The organism is Methylobacterium aerolatum, assembly GCF_022179085.1.
In the GTDB taxonomy this organism is placed as follows: Bacteria; Pseudomonadota; Alphaproteobacteria; order Rhizobiales; family Beijerinckiaceae; genus Methylobacterium; species Methylobacterium aerolatum.
Map to the genome: position 1 here is coordinate 142,027 of NZ_BPQE01000016.1, position 12,397 is coordinate 154,423.

Here is a 12,397-nt window from a genome sequence, read left to right on the forward strand (position 1 = left end):
GTGAGCACCTCCGATCCGAGCCACCGATCCGCCCTGCTCGAAGCGACGATCCAGGCCCTTCCGGTCGGGATCGTCGTGCATGACGGGCGGCGGAACCGCATTCTGGCCAACGCGGCGGCCCAGGCGCTCGGCACCCGGGCGGCCGACGCCCTGGCGGAGGCGGCCCGCGGCCAGCCGGACGGCGCCTGCACCGAGGCGGTGGGCGAGCGCGTCGTGGAGACGCGGACGGGGCGACTGTCCCTCGACGACAGCGACTTCACCGTGACCACGCTGACCGACGTGACGCAGAATCACGCGATCCAGCGCGACCTCGTGGCCCGCGCCTACATCGACGCGCTCACCGGCCTGCCGAACCGCGTGCTGTTCGAGCAGACCATCGACGACCTCGTCACCCGGGCGGGCCCAGCGGACCGCTTCGCCCTGGCCTTCATCGATCTCGATAACTTCAAGCAGATCAACGACTACTACAGCCACGCGGCGGGCGATGCGCTGCTGCGAAAGGTGGCCGAGCGGATCTCCGCCGCCCTGCGCCCCACGGACATGCTCGCGCGCATCGGCGGCGACGAGTTCGTGCTGCTCCTCAGCCCCGTGGAGGACGCGGCCTCGATCCTCGCCGCCGCCCAGGACATCTCCGAGCGGCTGAAGCAGCCCTCCTTCATCGACGGGCACGAGGTCTTCGCCTCCGGCTCCATCGGCCTCAGCATCTTTCCCGACCACGGGACCACCTACGAGGTCCTGCGCCGCCAGGCGGACAACGCCATGTACCGCGTCAAGGACGGGGTGAAGGGCGGCGTCAGCCTGTTCGAGGAGGCGATGGGCCATGTCGCGACCGCCCGCATGGCGGTGGAGCAGCGCCTGCGACTCGCGATCCGCGACCACCGCTTCTGCTGCGCCTTCCAGCCGAAGGTCGACATGCGCACCCATCAGGTGCTCGGCGTCGAGGTGCTGCTGCGCTGGCGCGACGAGATCGGCCTGATCCAGGCCCCCGGCGACTTCATCGGGCTCGCCATCGAGCTCGGCCTCATCAACGACATCACCCTGCAGATCCTGACGGGCACGGTGGAGGCGATCCCCGACATCGACGCGCTGTTCGGGCCGGACGTGACGGTGAGCCTCAACATCGCCGCCAAGCAGGCGGGCGACGTGCCGTTCATGACCGCCTTCTGCGAGACGCTCGGCGCCACGGGCATGGCCGACCGCTTCGTGCTGGAACTGACGGAGGAGGCCTTCTTCACGAAGAGCCAATTCCAGCGGGACGTGCTGCCGCGCATCCGCGCCATCGGCGCGAAGGTGTCCATCGACGATTTCGGCGTGGGCTATTCCTCGCTCGCCGCGCTGGCGGAGATCACCGCCGACGAGCTGAAGATCGACCGCTCCTTCATCACCGACATCGACAAGCGCCCGCGCAGCCAGATCGTGCTGAAGGCGATCGAGTCGCTGGGCTTGGCGCTCGGCATGTCGGTGGTGGCCGAGGGCGTCGAAACCTACGAGGAGGTCGCCTACCTGCTGGGCGCGACGCAGATCCGCTGCGCCCAGGGCTACTACTACGCCAAGCCCCTGCTGATCGAGCAGATCCGCCTCTCCGAGCCCCGCACGTCCCACCACCGGGCGGCGCCGCAGAACCGCGTGGCCGACGGGCGCACGGCCGCCCACAGGCGCCGGGCCGTCTGAGCCGCCCGCGGCCGGACCGCCCGGCCTCACCAGAACTGCGTGCCGGGCTCTCCCTTGAACGGGCCGACCACCCGCGACGTGATCCAGCCCCCGTAGAACCCGCCCGGCTGCGGCCGGGCGCGCTCGTCGCCGACGAAACAGGCCTCCATCGCCGCCACGTAGAAGGCGACGTGCCCGGCGAGCCCCGCGAAGGACGGCGTCGGGGAGGGATAGGCCCAGGCGGCGCGGGGGGCGCGGCGGTTCGGACCCACGACGTCGAAATAGGCGGCGCGGCCCTTCCATTCGCAGACGCTGCCCGACCCGGCGGGGATGAGCGCCCCCGGCAGGATGTCGTCCGGCGGGAGGTAGTAGGTCGGCGGATGGCTCGTCTCCAGCACGCGCCATCCACTCACGGTCTCCGCCACCGTGACGCCGTCGAAGACCACGCGTAGCCGGTCGGGCACCCGTTCGAGGCGCGGAGGGCGAGGGTAGTCCCAGACGCTCTCCTGGCCGGGACCGGCGGGATCGGGTTCGGGACGGCGCATGGTCAGGTCTCCGGCGCCCGGTCACTGTCCGCGAGGACCCGCTCGGCGAGGGCGCGCCCGCTGAGATAGGCCGCCTCGACGCGCCCGCCGAGGCATCCGTCCCCCGCGACGCCGAGGCGCAGGTCCGGCGACCAGAGGCACGGCTCGTCCAGGGCCTGCTCGACCATGGCATAGCGCCAGCGGTGGACGTGGGGCTCCCCCAGCCCGCCGGGCGGGGGAAGCGCGAGGCCGGGCATCCGCCGCAGTTCCGCCAGCAGGCGCTCCGCGATGGCCGGACGCTCCTCTTCCAGGTGGGCCCGCGACCAGGCGGGCGAGGCGTGCACGACGAGGGTTTCGCGGCCCCCGCTTCGCCCCGGCTTCGTCGCGTCGCGGGCGATCCAGGCGATGGGCGCGGCGGGATCGCGGTCCCTGCGGTGGGTCTGCGCGAAGGCGGGCCCGCCCTCGTGGGAGAGCATCAGCGTCCAGCAGGGGGCGTAGCGCACCCGGTCGAGCCACGCGTCGAGGGCCGACCAGCCCGCCCCGGCGGAGCCCGCGAGCGCCTTGGCCTGGGGCGCAGGCGCCGTGAGGAGGACGCTGCGGAAGCGGCCGGGAAGGCGCCGGCCGTCGCCGTCGCTCAAGGTCCAGCCGCCTTCCTCCCGGGTGAGGCGGGAGACGGTGCAGCCCGTGGTGACGGAGCACGGGCCGAGGAGATGCCGGACCGGCTCCGGCATCCCCGGCGCCCCGACCCACCAGCCCTCCTCGCCCCAGGGCGCGGCGGCGCCCGATGCCGCCATGGCCGCGAGGTCCGCCGCGAAGGCGGGATCGCGGGCGGTCATGTATTGCGCGCCGTGGTCGAAGCTCGGGCCGCCGGGCAGGCGGCGGGTGGCCATGCGTCCGCCGATGCCGCGCCCCTTGTCGAACACCGCGACCGGGTGTCCGGCCTCGCGCAGGAGGCGCGCGGCGCTCGCCCCGGCCATGCCGGCGCCGATGATGGCGATGGCGTCCGTCATCGGGGCGAAGTCTCGGGCGGCCGGGCGGAGGACATGCCCCGGTTATAGGTCGCGGAACCGGCCGAGACAGGCCGGCCCCGGCGCGACGGCGCTCAGACCCGGCGGCTGCGGCCCAGGATCTGGCCGAGTTCGAACAGCATCAGTTCGGACAGCCGCCGCAGGCTCGGATGTCCCGTGCGGGCGATGGCCGCGTGGGCGTCCAGGGCCCGGTCGGCGGCCAGCACGAGGGGGTCGTCCTCGGAGGGCGGAACGCGCGGCCGGGACGGGAGGAACGCCGCGGTGTGGTGGGCGGTCGTATCGATATAGGCCCCGCGCCCACGCATTACCCCGTTCTCGTCGGCCATGAGCTGGCCCTGGACCAGCACCCACCGCACGTCGCCACCCTGCGTGAGGATCCGGAACTCCGTCGAGACCGGGCCGCCCGTCCGCCGGACCCGGCGGATTCCCTCGAACACCCAGGGGCGGTCCTCGGGATGCGTCCGGCCCAGGGCGACCTCCAGGGAGACCGGCTGGCCAGCGAGCCGCGCATCGCCCGCCATCGTCTCCGCCGCCCCCTCGTCGAGGATGGACGAGGCCGCGGGGACGTCCGTACTCCAGAAGCCGATGATGCCGGCCGCCCGGAGCGTGGGATCCATCACGGCGTTCGACGGCATTCCGTTCCTCACCCAGACCAGCCCTCCACGGCACAGGCCCCGGCTCGACGCGGAACGCTGCGGTGAACGCCGCGATACCAACTCGGCCCCGCGATCCGCGGATCCCGGGTGCCGGGTGCCGGTGCGTTCCCGGACTATCGCTTGCGCCGAAACCAATCCTCGTGGCCGATGAAGATTTTATACTAGTACAAATCCAGAAGACCAGGGGACGAACAAGATTGCGTGACATTTTATTCGCCGAGTCGATTGGGGGTTCACACCCGGCGCCGTCTGGGCCACGCAGGGGCATGATCCATGACCGGACCCACCACGACCGGACCCACGAGGCCCTGCAGAAGATCGCGGCCGTGCTGAACCTGCTGCCGCAGGACTTCGCGGAGGGGTACGGCTGTCGAGCCCGTTCCACGGAGCGGGAGACGCTCTCTGACACGGCGGAGCTGCTGGCGGCCTTTGCCGACGTAACGGACCCGCAGGCGCGCCGGGATTGCATCGCCTTCGTCCGCGCCCGCAGCGGCCGCGTCCTCGGCTGAGAGTTCCTCACAAAACTCCCGACCACCGGGAGTTCTCCCCACTGGCCATGACGGCGCAGCAGAAGTGTCGTGACAGGCTCCAAGACCCTGCCGGTCAGGCCAGGAGGGGGCTTTGGACCGCCCCGTCGCGGGTCATCAGCGCATCCGCCGTGCTGCGCACAAGGGAGCGGATCTCCCTGGGGTTGTCGCGCAGGGCCGCCGCCATCAGGCGTGCCCGCTCGGCCCACAGATCCCGCTCCGCACGCAGGCTCGCGATCTCCGCCCGCCCGGCGGTGAGGGTGATGCGCAATTCATCGACCTCGGCCCGCAACGCGCTCGTGCGGCTGCGCTCGTCGGCCAGCGCCGCCTTCAGGATCGCCACCGCCACCGCCGCATGGCGCTCGCTCCGGCTCTGCGACGGCGGCTCCATGGCCTTCGGCTGAGGCGGGACGGACTTCGGCGGGCCGGGCGCGGCCTGCGGCGGCGGGAGGTCCCAGGTTCCCGCGCCGGTGGCGGACGATGCGGGAGAGGGCATGGACGCAGCCGAACTGGGCGCAGCTGGCCGGGGCGGCGAGACCTTGGTCGCCGCATCCGTGAGCGGAGCAGCCGCGACCGGAGGGGCCGGCGGCGCGGAGGGCGCGGGATGCGTGGGCAGATCCGGCCCGGAGGTTTGGGCCGCCGGCCCCTGCTCGCCCACGAGGCGCTGCAACAGCGCGGCGACCGCCCCCCCGTCGAGGCGGGCGAGATCGAAGCCGCTGGCCGAGAGGAGATCGCTCCACAGCGCGCGGGCCCGGACGGTCCCCCCGACGAAGTCCAGGGGCCGACGGAAGCCCGGCACCGCCACCGGCCCCCAGGCCAGCACCGTCACCTCGCCGTGGCGGATGTCGCGCTGGATCCGCTCGAAGGTTTCCTCCAGGGTCCTGCGGGGACCCTCGAGCCCATGACCGAAGGCCGCCCCGTTGAAGATGAGGGCGCCGTTCACCCCCATCCGCGCGTTGTTGCGCCGGGAGACCGCGAGGATCCCGTCGAGTTCCCGCCGCGCGTCGGCGGCCGGGCCCACGATCAGGTTCTTGCTCGCGTAGACGAGGCGGTAGATCGTGCTCATGACGGCGTGGTCTCCCGCGCGGCAATCCGGGCGCCGGACGGCCGAGGCGGCTCGGCACCCCGCGGCGCCCGGTCGTCCAGATCGCACGATCTGGCAATCTGACGCGATAGATTGAACTGGATATAGAGAAGACTGATCACCCCCGTGAGGATGATGAGCAAACTCAGCTCAACATTCTGCGATGTAATCGCCATCTCGATCACCCAGACAGACGCACCGATGCGCCGCACCGCCGCGCGCCGACAGTCCCTTGTCTAGGATGGCAAGACCTAAAAATCCGTCACTGACCGATCGAATGCCCGATGATCGGCATTTTCCGGTCTGATATTTTTTGAATATCTATTGTATAGTCTGTTCAATTAGAATTTTCAGTTCGACTGAACCTTCATAAATCAAAGCAATATCTAATGACTTGAAAACTCAATTCGCCCTCTGCGATGTCTGATTTCGCGCTCCGCCGCCGCGACCGGTAGACCGGGCGGCGGACGCCGTGGCGACGACTGATGCTATTTCGGCGCGCAGCCGATGCAGATGCCGTTGGTGATGGAATTGTCGATCCGGTCCTGCTTGGTCGGACGCTGGATGTTCTCGGCCTCCTGACGGTCGATCGCGCCCGGACGCGGCACCGTGGCCCCCGTGGAGGTCGTGTAGGGCGCCTTGGCCGTCGAGGCCGGGCCACCGCCGGTGCCGGTCGTGTCGACGGGCGCCGCGACGGCGGCAGCCGAGACCCCGGCGGAGAGGGTGAACACGAGTATTGCCTGCTTCAACATGAGCTTCCCCCGCTCGAACGACTGGATCGATCACAGACGTTCAACCGGTCGAGAAGTTCCCGGAGCGGCGATCGCCGTCCGGCCGCCGCGCGGGCGGTGCCCTCAGGCCACCACGGCGGACGCAGGGACGGGTTCCTCGCCCAGCACGGTCAGCGCTTCCTCCGACAGGGGAAGGCCGTCGGGGTCGAGGATGGTGATGTTCTGCACCGCGTCCTGCGTGAACCGCCGCAGCGTGTCGAGGGCCATGCCGGCGGTGGGGCACTTGTGGGTGATGGCGCCGTGGCTGGCCCTGCCGCTCACGACGTAGAAGCGACGGGCCGTGCTCACGCGTCGATCCCCGCGGCGGCGAACAGCGCCGTCTGCTTCATCGTGGCGATGCGGTGCGCGCGGATGGCGTGCTCCAGGGCGGCGACATCCGGGTGGCCGGCGTCGCGCATCGTGGCGACGACCGACGCAAGGGCGCCGACCACCAGATCGTCCATGAGCGTGCTCATGGCGATCTGCTGGCGCAGCCGTAAACTGACCCGGTCAAGAGAGGAGCGCGCATTTGCCATGGGATAAGAACGACGCAACCGTGGAAAAGTTCGCACGGTTCGTCGTCTTAGCCACTGGACGGTGTCCGGTCGGGCGCCGCCAATACACTCGCAGCATGCATTACTATTTTTCGCCACTGGGGTGCGTCTCGGCCTGATCGCGCGCGGCGACGATGGATGCTTGAGCTTACGGCGAGCCAGGAGCGGGGGCGGGTCCGGCGTTGCCCGGCCCGGTGAACCCGGCCCGATGAGCCGAACCCCTGCCGGACTCGACATCCCGGCCGCTCCCGCCGACCCTGGCGTCCGCGCATCAGACGGAATCCGACAGCGATGACCTCTTCCCGGCATTGGCGTTTGGCCCTTCCGGCCCTGTTGCTGGTCCTCCCGGCCGCGTCGGCGGCGGACTCGGTCGAAGCCCGCTGCCGGGCCATCGCCGCGCGCACGGCCCTGCCGCCGGCCTTGCCCCCGCCGAAGGGACCGTGCGACGCCTACGCCCTGACCTACGGCATCCCGGGCCGCTCCGGCCGCCCGCCGGATCCGAAGGCCGCCCTCGCCTGCGCCTCCGCCGCCGATCCGGCCTCCGAGGAGATCCTCGGCGGCAGCGCGATCCTCGCCACCCTCTACGCCAACGGACTCGGCGTGCCGCGCGACCTCGACCGGGCCGGCGCCTTCGTGTGCCGGGCGGGCCTCGCCGAGGCGGAACAGGAGGGGATGCTCGATGCCCTCGCGGCCATGCGCGCGGCGGGAGGCAGGGTAGCCCCCTTCGCGGTCTGCGACCACGCCACCTCCGCCTTGCTCGGCACCGCCTGCGCCGTGCGGCAGGAGGCGGACAGGGCCGCCCGTGACGAGGACAGCTTCGCCGACATCGCGGCCACGCTCTCCGCCCCCGCCCGGGACCGGCTCGCCATCCTGCGGGACGGCGCGCGGGCCTTCGCCTCGGCCGTGGCCGGGAACGAGGTCGATCGGTCGGGCACGGCGGCGCCGGTCTTCGCGATCGAGGCGGAGCGCGCCCAGGCGGACGCATTCCTGGCCACGCTCAAGCAGCTCCTCGGCGGCACGCTCACCGCCGCACAACCCCTTCCGGCCGCCGACAGGGCGCTCAACACCGCCTACGGCCGCCTGATGAAGGCGCCGGCCCCCTTTTCCGGCGGAACGGTCACGAGGGACGACGTCCGCGCCACGCAGCGGGCTTGGCTCGCCTATCGCGACCGCTTCGCCGCCTTCGCCGCCCTGGCCGCACCGTCGGTGCCGCCGGAGGTGCTGAAGGCCGTGCTGACCGCGCAGCGGACCGCCCAGCTCGTCGCCCTGGCGCCGTGAGCCGTCCGACGCCGCCCCTCACCGATCGGCGTTAGAACTTTTTTTCATTCCAGGGTAGGCTGCCTTCCGGATCGACCGGCGATCCATGAACAATAATGGGACCGCGCAACGCGGCCGGGGAGGAAGCCATGAACGAGTTCGTCAAGCCCGAGGCCGTGTCCGAGGTCTTCTACGGCGCCTGCCCCCACGATTGCCCCGACACCTGCTCGATGCTCTTCGAGGTAAAGGACGGCGAACTCCTGAGCGTGCGCGGCAACCCCGACCACCCGATGACCCGGGGCGGCCTCTGCGTGAAGCTGAAGGACTACGAGAAGCGGCACTACCACCCGGACCGGCTGCTCTACCCGATGCGCCGGGTCGGCCCGAAGGGCGCGAAGCAGTTCGAGCGGATCACCTGGGACGAGGCGCTGGACGAGATCGTCACCCGCTGGAAGGCGATCATCGCGCAGTACGGCCCGGAAGCCATCGTTCCCTACAGCTACCTCGGCAACCAGGGCCTCGTGCATGGGCTGAACGGGGGCGACGCCTTCTTCAACCGCCTCGGCGCCACCGTCACGGAGCGGACCTTCTGCGGCGAGGGCTCCTGCACCGCGTGGCTCCTCACCGTCGGTCCCACGGCGGGGCTCGACCCAGAGAGCTACATCCACTCCAAGTACATCGTCATCTGGGCCTGCAACTCGGTCAGCACCAACCTGCACCATTGGGCGATCGTGAAGGACGCGCAGAAGCTCGGCGCCAAGGTCGTCGTCATCGATGCCTACGCCTCGCGCACCGCCAAGGCCGCCGACTGGCACATCGCGCCCAAGCCCGGCACGGACGGCGCGCTCGCCATGGCGCTCATCCAGTCGATCATCGCGCAGGGCTTGGTCGATCAGGACTACGTCGACAACCACACGGTCGGCTTCGAGGACCTGAAGGAGCGGGCCGCCCCGCGCACGCCCGAATGGGCGGAGGGCATCACCGGGGTCCCTGCCGAGGACATCCGCAAGCTCGCCTACGAGATGGCCACCGCCCAGCCCGTGGGCATCCGCATGGGCGTGGCGCTGGAGCGGCATTTCGGCGGCGGCCAGACCATCCGCGCGGTCACCTGCATCCCGGCGCTCACCGGCGCGTGGCGCCATGTGGGCGGCGGCGTCACGCAGTTCCCCGTCTGGGAGCACCCCTACAAGTTCGACGTGATGTGCCGGCCGGACCTGATCCCCGAGGGCACACGGGTGATCTCGAACCTGCAGATCGGCCGCGCACTCACCGGCGAGATGCCGCTGGACCCGCCGGTCATGTCGATGATGTGCTGGAACTCGAACCCCGTGACGCAGGCGCCGGAGACCGACAAGATCGTCCAGGGCCTGCTGCGCGAGGACCTGTTCCTCGTCTCGGCCGAGCACTTCATCTCGGACACCGCCTCCTACGCCGACATCCTGCTGCCCGCCGCGATGGGCGCCGAGATGGAGGACATGATCCTCTCCTGGGGCCACCTCTACCTGACCTACAACACCAAGTGCGCCGAGGCGCCGGGCGAGGCGATCCCGAACAACGAGATCTTCCGGCGGCTCGCCGCGCGCTTCGGCTTCGAGGACGAGAACTTCCGGTGGACCGACGCCGAGTGCCTCGAGCACTACGTCGATTGGTCCTCGCCCGCCTGCGAGGGCATCGACCTCGCCTACATGCGCGAGCACGGCTTCGCCCGGCTCAAGGTCGGCACGCCGGACGACCGGGCGCCCCACCGGGAGGGCAACTTCCCGACGCCCACCGGCAAGTGCATGTTGAAGGTCGAGGGCGCGACGAACTTCGTCGCTCCACCCTTCCGCCAGATGTACGAGGCGTTCCAGCCCGGCGAGGCCCTCGATCCGCTGCCGGATTACGTCGGCGCCCGGGAATCCCACACGGCCGACCCGGACCTTGCCAAGCGCTACCCGCTCAACATCGTCTCGCCCAAGAGCCATTACTTCCTGAACTCCTGCTACGCGAACATGGAGGACAAGCAGAGGGGCCAGGGCGAGCAGTTCGTGATGATCAGCCCGCACGACGCGCGGGCGCGGGACATCGTGGACGGCGACCGGGTGCAGGTCGGCAACGGGCGGGGCGCCTTCAAGGGCGTGGCCCGTGTCACGGACGACGTGAAGGCGGGCGTCGTGGTGGCGACGCTCGGCTACTGGCGCCAGCTCAACGAGGGGACGGTCAACAGCATCTCGTCCGCCGCCTTCACCGACATGGGCCACGCCCCGTCCTTCTCGGACAACCTCGTGGAGGTCACGCGGGCGAATTGAGGCCGCGGCATCCGGGCGGGGGAGGCGTCACCTCCGCCCGGGCTACTGCCGCCGCGAGGGGCGCCGGGTGTCCGCGCCGAGTCGGCGCATGCAGGCGAAGTAGATCTCGGAGCCGAGGTTGTAGAGGCTCAGACCCTTGGGGTTGGGCGCCGAGAAGACGCGGTTGCGCGCCTCCTCGCGGCACTGCGCGTCCTGGGGGCTGGTGATCGGCTGCTCCTGCGCGCGGGCCTGGGAAAGGCCCGCGGCCACCACGGCGGCCACCACGAGGGGGAGCCGCGCCCTGATCATTTGCCGCCACCCGAGGCTTGGTAGGCGTCGATCGCCTTGCGGCAGTTCTCCGAGAGTTCGGCGCGATGCTTGGTGAAACACGCATCCATGTCCTTGCTGTCCGGATCGATGTCGCCGCAGTAGGTCGTGGCGTCGCCCGTGCAGTAGCGCTTGAGTTCGTCGTTGCCGCGCTTGGCGAGCGCCGGCCCGGTCATGACGATGCCGGCGACGAGCAAGGCGGGCAACAGGCGACGTGTCATGCGGGCAATCCTTTTGGAGGCTTGTGGAACCTGGGGGCTCTCGGGACGGGGGCACCGGCCGGGACGACCGCGGGGCCTGTCCGAAGGCCCCGCGGACAAAGGAACGGTGGCGGGACCGCCTCAGCCGTGGAGCGGCAGGCGACCGTCCGGCGAATAGCGATCAACCGCCCCCGGCAGTTCCCGCGACAATCGCGACAGCAGCGCGGCCCGGCTCAGGCCGGTCTGCTGGGTGAGGTAATCGAGGGTCTCCGGCCCGATCGCCCGGGCGAGGTCCTCCTCAGGGATGTCCCGGTTGGGGCCGTGGTCGATCCAGGACTTCGCGGTCTCGCCGTGACCGCCCTTGGTGAAATGATCGATCAGCTCCCCGAGGCCGCTGGCGATCAGCCCGCCGGCGCCGCCCGCGCTCACGCCGCCCAGCAGGCTCGCGAGGTTGCCAAGGGTGCTCGATCCGCCGGTGCTCGATCCGCCGGTGCGCGCGGGGGCGGGCACCACCGGAGGCCGCGTCGTGTCGAGGGGATGGGGCGCGTGGGTCTTGAACAGTTCCGCGAGCTTGTCGCGGTTCTGGAAGCCCGCCACGGCGAGCAGGCCCAGCAGGGCGGTCATCGACGGGTAACCCTTGCTCATGTCACGTCCTCGGCGGTGGTGGATCGGGGGGAAGTCGCGTGGCGGAGGGCTCAGTAGCCCCGGCGCGGCGGGGTGGCGGCGCGGCCGGTGAGGCGGCGCGTGACGAAGGCGATGACGCGCGGCAGCACGAAGAGGGTAAGAAGCTTGCGGATCATGGGGATCTCCCGGAGATTCTGAGAAACAGGTCGGGGGCCGCGCCTCAGCGCGACGCCGACCGCGAGGAACGCGCGATCCAGCCGAAGGCGAAGGCCACGCCCACGAAGGCGAGGAGGGTGGTCGCGCGGTTGGCGTCGGCGTAGCGGAGGGCCTGACGGCCCTGGGTCGTCACCCGGCGGCGGGCCTCTCCGGCGTAGTGGCGCCCGTCCTCGATCAGGCCGTCGGCGCGCTCCCAGGCTTCGTGTGCGAGGTGGCGGCCGTCCTCCGCGAAGTCCTCCGCCCGGTCCCGAGCGCGGCCGTAGGCATATTGCGCGCCGCCGGCAACTTGGTTCACGGCGCCGCGTACTTGGCGGGCCGGGTCGCCGGTAAGGCCGCCCAGCGCGGTCTGGGCGCGACCCTTCAGGTGACGGGACGCGCCACGGATCTGGTCGCGATTCATGGAATTTCTCCTGTGTCGTCTGATGAAACGAGGGCGGCGCCGGCCGTGACCGGCGCCGGCCCCGGCGTCAGTGCTTGCCGGTGATCTTGTCGGCGATGTTCTTGGCGCCGTCCTTGACGTCGCCGACGGTCTTCTGGGTCTCGCCCTTCAGTTCCTGGGCCTTGCCCTCGGCGACGAGCTTGTCGTTGCCGGTGGCGTTGCCCACCGCCTGCTTGACGTTGCCGACGGCCTCGTTGGCCAGACCCTTGAGCTTGTCGGTGGTGCTGCTCATCGTGTGCGCTCCTGTGTGCTGGGGGGGCCGGAGGCTCCGGCC

At 70.8% G+C, this 12,397-nt stretch carries 16 protein-coding genes; 4 read left to right on the top strand and 12 right to left on the bottom strand.

Annotated features, from left to right (window positions below; all coding sequences use genetic code 11):
* On the top strand, nucleotides 1-1,671 hold the full coding sequence (locus MFF06_RS11840; RefSeq protein WP_238203992.1) for a putative bifunctional diguanylate cyclase/phosphodiesterase: 1,671 nt from the start codon (nucleotides 1-3) through the stop codon (nucleotides 1,669-1,671).
* Nucleotides 1,672-1,697: 26 nt separating this feature from the next.
* On the opposite strand, the gene MFF06_RS11845 is transcribed toward MFF06_RS11840, so the two are convergent.
* From MFF06_RS11845 to MFF06_RS11855, 3 genes are all read right to left on the bottom strand, one after another.
* Entirely contained in the window at nucleotides 1,698-2,195 is a 498-nt protein-coding gene (locus MFF06_RS11845) for a DUF427 domain-containing protein (RefSeq protein WP_238203994.1), read from the bottom strand.
* A 2-nt stretch (nucleotides 2,196-2,197) separates the two neighbouring features.
* Entirely contained in the window at nucleotides 2,198-3,184 is a 987-nt protein-coding gene (locus tag MFF06_RS11850) for an NAD(P)/FAD-dependent oxidoreductase (RefSeq protein ID WP_238203995.1), read from the bottom strand.
* Between the two features lie 92 nt (nucleotides 3,185-3,276).
* Nucleotides 3,277-3,837, bottom strand: coding sequence for a PAS domain-containing protein (locus MFF06_RS11855; RefSeq protein WP_238203998.1), 561 nt, complete (start codon nucleotides 3,835-3,837; stop codon nucleotides 3,277-3,279).
* A gap of 287 nt (nucleotides 3,838-4,124) precedes the next feature.
* On the opposite strand from MFF06_RS11855, the gene MFF06_RS11860 reads away from it, so the two are divergent.
* Nucleotides 4,125-4,367 (top strand): hypothetical protein, encoded by a 243-nt coding sequence (locus MFF06_RS11860; RefSeq protein ID WP_238204001.1) that lies wholly within the window; start codon nucleotides 4,125-4,127, stop codon nucleotides 4,365-4,367.
* Nucleotides 4,368-4,461: 94 nt separating this feature from the next.
* On the opposite strand, the gene MFF06_RS11865 is transcribed toward MFF06_RS11860, so the two are convergent.
* From MFF06_RS11865 to MFF06_RS11880, 4 genes are all read right to left on the bottom strand, one after another.
* On the bottom strand, nucleotides 4,462-5,451 hold the full coding sequence (locus MFF06_RS11865; protein WP_238204003.1) for a BLUF domain-containing protein: 990 nt from the start codon (nucleotides 5,449-5,451) through the stop codon (nucleotides 4,462-4,464).
* 506 nt (nucleotides 5,452-5,957) lie between these two features.
* Nucleotides 5,958-6,221 carry a hypothetical protein gene (locus tag MFF06_RS11870; RefSeq protein WP_238204004.1) on the bottom strand — a complete coding sequence of 88 codons (264 nt, stop codon included), beginning with the start codon at nucleotides 6,219-6,221 and terminating at the stop codon, nucleotides 5,958-5,960.
* Between the two features lie 102 nt (nucleotides 6,222-6,323).
* Nucleotides 6,324-6,548, bottom strand: a complete 225-nt coding sequence (locus MFF06_RS11875) for a hypothetical protein (protein ID WP_238204005.1) — start codon at nucleotides 6,546-6,548, stop codon at nucleotides 6,324-6,326.
* On the bottom strand, nucleotides 6,545-6,715 hold the full coding sequence (locus MFF06_RS11880) for a hypothetical protein (protein ID WP_238204006.1): 171 nt from the start codon (nucleotides 6,713-6,715) through the stop codon (nucleotides 6,545-6,547). The genes MFF06_RS11875 and MFF06_RS11880 overlap by 4 nt, the downstream gene beginning before the upstream one ends.
* A 369-nt stretch (nucleotides 6,716-7,084) precedes the next feature.
* Between MFF06_RS11880 and MFF06_RS11885 the strand changes: the two genes are divergently transcribed.
* Both MFF06_RS11885 and MFF06_RS11890 read left to right on the top strand, forming a co-directional pair.
* Entirely contained in the window at nucleotides 7,085-8,071 is a 987-nt protein-coding gene (locus MFF06_RS11885) for a lysozyme inhibitor LprI family protein (RefSeq protein ID WP_238204007.1), read from the top strand.
* A 128-nt stretch (nucleotides 8,072-8,199) separates the two neighbouring features.
* Complete coding sequence (locus MFF06_RS11890) at nucleotides 8,200-10,338, top strand: molybdopterin-containing oxidoreductase family protein (RefSeq protein ID WP_238204008.1); 2,139 nt, start codon at nucleotides 8,200-8,202, stop codon at nucleotides 10,336-10,338.
* Nucleotides 10,339-10,380: 42 nt separating this feature from the next.
* On the opposite strand, the gene MFF06_RS11895 is transcribed toward MFF06_RS11890, so the two are convergent.
* The 5 genes from MFF06_RS11895 to MFF06_RS11915 all read right to left on the bottom strand — a co-directional run bounded on the left by MFF06_RS11895 (nucleotide 10,381) and on the right by MFF06_RS11915 (nucleotide 12,355).
* A complete protein-coding gene (locus tag MFF06_RS11895) occupies nucleotides 10,381-10,626 on the bottom strand; it encodes a hypothetical protein (protein WP_238204009.1) in 246 nt (81 codons plus the stop codon).
* Nucleotides 10,623-10,865: a 3',5'-cyclic-nucleotide phosphodiesterase gene (locus tag MFF06_RS11900; protein WP_370876752.1), complete on the bottom strand. Its 243-nt coding sequence runs from the start codon at nucleotides 10,863-10,865 to the stop codon at nucleotides 10,623-10,625. The genes MFF06_RS11895 and MFF06_RS11900 overlap by 4 nt, the downstream gene beginning before the upstream one ends.
* 120 nt (nucleotides 10,866-10,985) lie before the next feature.
* Complete coding sequence (locus MFF06_RS11905; RefSeq protein WP_238204010.1) at nucleotides 10,986-11,489, bottom strand: YidB family protein; 504 nt, start codon at nucleotides 11,487-11,489, stop codon at nucleotides 10,986-10,988.
* Between the two features lie 199 nt (nucleotides 11,490-11,688).
* Complete coding sequence (locus MFF06_RS11910; RefSeq protein WP_238204012.1) at nucleotides 11,689-12,084, bottom strand: CsbD family protein; 396 nt, start codon at nucleotides 12,082-12,084, stop codon at nucleotides 11,689-11,691.
* Nucleotides 12,085-12,151: 67 nt separating this feature from the next.
* A complete protein-coding gene (locus tag MFF06_RS11915; protein ID WP_238204013.1) occupies nucleotides 12,152-12,355 on the bottom strand; it encodes a CsbD family protein in 204 nt (67 codons plus the stop codon).
* Nucleotides 12,356-12,397: the final 42 nt, after the last annotated feature.